6 protein-coding genes are annotated in these 5,328 nt (G+C 69.1%); all 6 read right to left on the bottom strand.

The window, feature by feature from the left end; translation table 11 throughout:
- The coding region (locus AC1D01_RS19400) for a M90 family metallopeptidase (protein ID WP_477869134.1) at positions 1-751 on the bottom strand (751 nt) is incomplete at its 3' end.
- 11 nt (positions 752-762) lie between these two features.
- Complete coding sequence (locus AC1D01_RS19395) at positions 763-1,623, bottom strand: UDP-2,3-diacylglucosamine diphosphatase (protein ID WP_477869132.1); 861 nt, start codon at positions 1,621-1,623, stop codon at positions 763-765.
- Positions 1,624-1,662: 39 nt separating this feature from the next.
- Positions 1,663-2,163 (bottom strand): peptidylprolyl isomerase, encoded by a 501-nt coding sequence (locus tag AC1D01_RS19390; protein WP_477869130.1) that lies wholly within the window; start codon positions 2,161-2,163, stop codon positions 1,663-1,665.
- Position 2,164: 1 nt separating this feature from the next.
- On the bottom strand, positions 2,165-2,692 hold the full coding sequence (locus AC1D01_RS19385; RefSeq protein WP_477869136.1) for a peptidylprolyl isomerase: 528 nt from the start codon (positions 2,690-2,692) through the stop codon (positions 2,165-2,167).
- A 41-nt stretch (positions 2,693-2,733) separates the two neighbouring features.
- Positions 2,734-3,975: a L,D-transpeptidase family protein gene (locus AC1D01_RS19380; protein ID WP_477869128.1), complete on the bottom strand. Its 1,242-nt coding sequence runs from the start codon at positions 3,973-3,975 to the stop codon at positions 2,734-2,736.
- Positions 3,972-5,057 (bottom strand): tetratricopeptide repeat protein, encoded by a 1,086-nt coding sequence (locus tag AC1D01_RS19375; RefSeq protein ID WP_477869126.1) that lies wholly within the window; start codon positions 5,055-5,057, stop codon positions 3,972-3,974. Before AC1D01_RS19375 ends, AC1D01_RS19380 begins: the two co-directional genes overlap by 4 nt.
- Between the last annotated feature and the right edge of the window lie 271 nt (positions 5,058-5,328).

Genomic DNA, 5,328 nt, shown 5'->3' with positions numbered 1-5,328 from the left:
GCGCATACAGCGCCGCATCCCAGGCCTGCAGGTCGAGCGGCGCGACGAAGAAGGTCTCGCAGGCCACCGCGAAGAACTCGTCGGGGCCTTCGGCGGCGTACGGGTCCATGAAGATGTCCTCGTCGCCGTCGACCTCGCCGCAGAAGCGCTCGTAGCTCGCCGGCATCACCTCGCGCCAGCGCAGGTGGGCCTCCTTGTCGGGCAGCGGCGGGATGCCGTCGGAGCGGCCGTCGCRCATGTCGATCACGTGCGCGAACTCGTGGATCACGACGTTGTAGGCCCAGCCGCTGCCATCCTCCGGGTTCTCCTGCGCATCGGCGACATCCCGCCACGACAGCGTCATCGGCCCGGCGCCGGGCGCTTCGCCGGTGAGCGCTTCTTCGTACTCGTGCACGATGCCGTCGTCGTCGACGACCTCGCGCTTCGCGAGCATCTCGTCGGGGTGCACGACGATCAGCACGAAGGCGTCGTACCAGTCGAGTCCGAGCTTGAGCACCGGCAGGCAGGCCTGCGCGGCGATCGCGACCGCCATCGCGTCGCTGACCACCACGCCGTGCGTGCCATGGAACTGCTTGTCGGCGAGGAACAGCGTCGCGAAGCGGCGCAGCTGCGCGGCGTCGGCCTCATCGAGGTCGCCGAGGAACGGATAGCGCTCGAGCGTCTCGGCCCACAGCGCATCGGGAATGGGCCGGCGCGCCAGCGTGCGGCGCTCGCGCCACCCCCGCCATGCCGACGCCAGGCGCACCAGCACGGCGGCTCAGGTCAGGGCCGCGCCACGCCAGGCGGCGTGATCGGGGCCACGCCGGGCGGCGGAATCAGGGCCACGCCTGGCGGCGTGATGCGCCTGAAGCCGCGCGCGCTCAGGCGCAGCACCTCGGCGCGCAGCGGCGGGTGATCGAGCTCCCAATCGCTGAGCACATGGCGCAGCATGCCCGGCGCCAGCGGTTCGCTGCCCGGGTGGTGCGTGTGGCCGTGCACCATCGTCGTCGCGCCCGCCTCATGCAGCCAGCGCACCGCGGCGGCGCCGTCGACATCGGCCCAGTCCATCGGCGTCGGGAGCTGGCGCTTGAGCTGCTCGCTCTCGTTGCGCACCGCGCGCGCGAAGCGGCGGCGCTCGTCGAGCGGTTTCGCGAGGAAATCCTGCTGCCAGGCCTCGCTGCGCACCAKCGCGCGAAACTGCTGGTACTTGGTGTCGTCCAGGCACAGCGCGTCGCCATGCGTCAACAGCACGCGCAGCCCGAAGGCCTGCAGCACCGTCGGATCGGGCAGGGCGACCACGCCGCATTCGCGCAGCATGTCGAGCCCGACCAGGAAATCGCGGTTGCCCGCCATGAAGCCGACCGTGCGGCGGCAGGCCGCCTCGGCCAGCTCGTTCGCGCATTGCGCCTCGAACTCGTCGTGGCGGCTGTCGTCGCCGGCCCACACCTCGAACAGGTCGCCGAGGATGAACACCGCATCGGCGTCGGTCGTGCGCAGGTAGGCCGACCAGGCGTCGAAGGTGCGCGGCGTGTCGGCGCTCAGGTGCAGGTCGGAGATGAAATCCACGTTGCGCCAGTCGGCCGGCGCCGCGTACTCCCAGAGGCTGGGCAAGGGAGGCGGTGCGACGGCGGTCTGGCGCGACATGGAACCCCGGTACTGCTGGAGGTTGATGCGGGTGTGGGCTCAGACCACCTTGGCTTCGGTGATCACGACGTCCTCGAGCGGCACATCGCTGTGGCCGCCCTTGTTGCCGGTCTTCACCTGCTCGATCTTGTCGACGATCTCGTGGCCCGACACGACCTTGCCGAACACCGCATAGCCCCAGCCGGACGGCGTCTCGGACTTGAAGTTCAGGAAGTCGTTGTCGGTCGCGTTGATGAAGAACTGCGCGGTGGCCGAGTGCGGCACGCTGGTGCGTGCCATCGCGAGCGTGTAGTGGTCGTTCTTCAGGCCGTTGCCGGCTTCGTTCTGGATCTGCGCATCGGTGGGCTTCTGCTTCATGCCGGGCTCGAAGCCGCCGCCCTGGATCATGAAGCCCTTGATGACGCGGTGGAACACCGTGCCGCTGTAGTGGCCCTTCTCGACGTACGAGAGGAAGTTCTTGACCGACAGCGGCGCCTTGGCGTCGTCGAGTTCGATGCGGATGGTGCCGTGGTTGGTGACCAGGTCGACGAGTTTGCTCATGTTATTTCTCCAGCGTGGCTTGCTTGATGATGACGGGTTGGACCGGCACGTCCTGGTACGGGCCCTTGTTGCCGGTCTGCACGGCGCGGATCTTGTCGACGACGTCCATGCCCGAGACGACCTTGCCGAACACCGCGTAGCCGTTGCCGTCGCGCGATTGCGCGGCGTTCAGGAAGGCGTTGTCCTTCACGTTGATGAAGAACTGCGAGGTGGCCGAGTTGGGGTCCATCGTGCGGGCCATCGCGACGGTGCCGCGCGTGTTGTCGAGGCCGTTGCGGGCTTCGAGCGGGATCGGCGCGCGCACGGGCTTTTCCTTCAGGTCGGGCGTCATGCCGCCGCCCTGGACCATGAAGTCGGGAATGACGCGGTGGAACACCGTGCCGTTGTAGTGGCCGTCCTTCACGTACTGCAGGAAGTTGGCGGCCGACTTCGGTGCCTTCTCGGCATCGACCTGGATCACGATGTCGCCGAGCGACGTGGCCAGCTTCACCTTCTGGGCGTAGGCGGCCATGCTGCCGGTCAGGCTCATCACTCCGACCACCACCAGCGGCAGCCATGACTTGAGGGTTCTCACAAGATCACTCCTTCGAAGAATATTTTCCATTGTCCACCTTCCTTGCCCCAGTACTGGCGCTTCAGCGGGCCGGTCAGCTGGCCGCTCAGCACCTCGCCGAAGGTGACGATCAGCACCTCGCCGGCATCGCGCCACGACAGGATCGACATCTCCTTCAGCTCGGCGGTGCGCCCGCGCGTGGCCTGCAGTTCCTTGTCGACCATCTGCGACCACTGCGCGAGGTCGGCGGTTCCGCTCTGGAACTGCGGCGAGTAGAAGCTCAGCAGCTTGCGCGCGTCGCCCTGCGAGCGCGCGATGCGCCACTGCTCGACCATCGCATGCGCCGCGACGCGCTCCTGCGCGACCTGCGCGCGCGCGACCCATTCGAGCTTCGGGGCGATCACGACCGGCGTGCGCCGTGGCGACACCTCGCGCAGCAGGCGCAGCAGGTCGGGGTTGGCGAGCACGAGGCAGCCGTCGGTGGTCTGCGGGCCGCGCGCGAAATTGGCCGGCGGTACGCCGTGCAGCCAGATGCCGCCGCCGGTCTTGCCGCGCCGGCGGTCGTACTCGTTGGGGTAGTTCAGCGTCAGCGCGCCGGGGCCGTAGAACTCCGCGACCTGCAGGTTCGTCAGCCGGCTGGTGATGAAGTAGGCGCCGAGCGGCGTGCGCTGGTCGCCTTGCTCCTTCTTGTCGACGCCGAGCCGGCCGAGCGAGACGTAGTGGTCGGCGACCAGGCGCAGGCCCTTCGCGTCGTTCGCGAACAGGTACAGGCGCGAGCGGCTCGCGTCGACGGCGATCGCATGCCGCGTGCTCGACGGGATGTCGATGAACTGGCGCGGCACGGCATCGGCCGGCGGGCGTTCGGTGAGCGCGGCCAGCCGCAGCATGGCCTCCTGGCGCAGCTGCACGAGCTGGTCGGGCGACGAGGCGGCCAGCTCGGGGGGCGCCGCGCCCATCGCCTCGAGCGGCTGCCGGCGGGCGAGCAGCAGGTCGCCGTACACCAGCTGCGCGAGCTGGAAGTTGGGCACGTCGCGCGTCAGCGTTTCGGCACGCGCGAGCGCGCTGCGCACATCGCCATCGCGGATCAGCAGATAGATATCGATCAGCCGGGCTTCGGGGGAAGCGGGCGCGGCGGCCACGCCGCTGCGCGCCACGGCCGGCTTCAGCGGCGCAGCCACGGCCCCGCCTGCCGCCCACGGCAGCGCCAGGCAGACAGGCAGTGCCGCGCGGCGGCACCACTCACGCAGGCGTCGGATCACGAACCGGTGCTTTCCTTCTGGATCAACCAGCGGCCGGAGACGCGCACCAGGTCGAGCCGCTTGCGACTGGACACCTTCAGCGCGTCGGCGCTGTAGGCCTGGCGCACCTGCACGACGGCCTTGTCGCCTTGCACACGGATGTCGAAGTCGCTCAGGTTCACCGAGATGCTGCGCTTGCCGGTGATGCGGGCGCGGCGTTCGGCCTCCCAGGCGGCGCGCGATTTGCCACCGTTGAAATCGTGGGTGTAGGACGCGAAGTAGGCGTCCATGTCCTTGCTGGCCCAGGCCGCGGCCCACGCGAGCACGGCGGTTTGCACCGCCTTCGCGTCTTCGGTGGCGGCGGCCGGTGAAGAAGCCACCGCTGCGGGCGCAGGCGCTGGGTTCGGCGTGGCGACCGGGGCCGGCGCGGGAACGGGTGCAGGAGCAGGAGCAGGCACTGGAGCCGGCTTCGGCGCGGCGGCAACGACCGGCGGCGGGGCAGGGACGGGGGCCACTGGGGGAACCGGCGCCGGCGCAGGCTTGGCCGCAGCGACCACCGCCGGCGGCTCCGAGCGCGTCATCGGCGAGAACAGGTCGCGGATCATCGCGAGCTTCGGGCTCACCTTGGCGGTGCTGCTGCCGTCGATCTGCAGCGCGCGCGAATAGGCCTGGCTCGCGAGCTTCGCGTACACGTCGCCGAGGTTCTCGTAGGCGGTCGCATAGCTCGGGTTGGTGCGGATCGCCGCCTCGAGCGAGCGCCGCGCCTGGTCGTACTGGCCCTGCTTGCTGTAGAGCACCGCGAGGTTGTTGTGCGGCTCGGGCAGCTCGGGGTGGTCTTCGGTGAGCTTCACGAACACCGCGATCGCGTCGTTCGACTTGCCTTGCTCCGACAGCACCAGGCCCTTCAGGAAGCGCATGCGGGCGTCCTTCGGCCTGGTGGAGAGGAACTGGTCGGCCTTCTGGTTCGCCTCGGCCAGCCGGCCCGCACCGAGCAGGCCGTCGACATCGCCGTACTCGTCGGCCCGCGCGGTGCTGGCCGCGGTGCTGGCGATCGTGAACACGGTGAACGCGGCCAGGGCGACGAGCGAAGAGCGTGGAGTCATCAGGTGGCCGCGAGGTTTGGGATGGGCGCCGTGGGGCGGAACGAGGTGCGGATACGGCCCGCTATACTGCGAAAATTGTATAGCAGCCCCACGGCTGCAAGCCCTTCGACCCTCTGGCCAGGCCCTATGAGCGGTTCCACTGCAGCACTCCGCCGATGACCCTGAGCATCTTCAACACCTTGTCGCGCCAGACCGAGGTGTTCACGCCGATCGAACCCAACCATGTGCGCATGTATGTGTGCGGCATGACGATCTACGACCTGTGCCACGT

The organism is Rhizobacter sp. P3_B12 (genome assembly GCF_056402895.1).
This window is presented reverse-complemented; position numbering and strand designations above follow the sequence as displayed.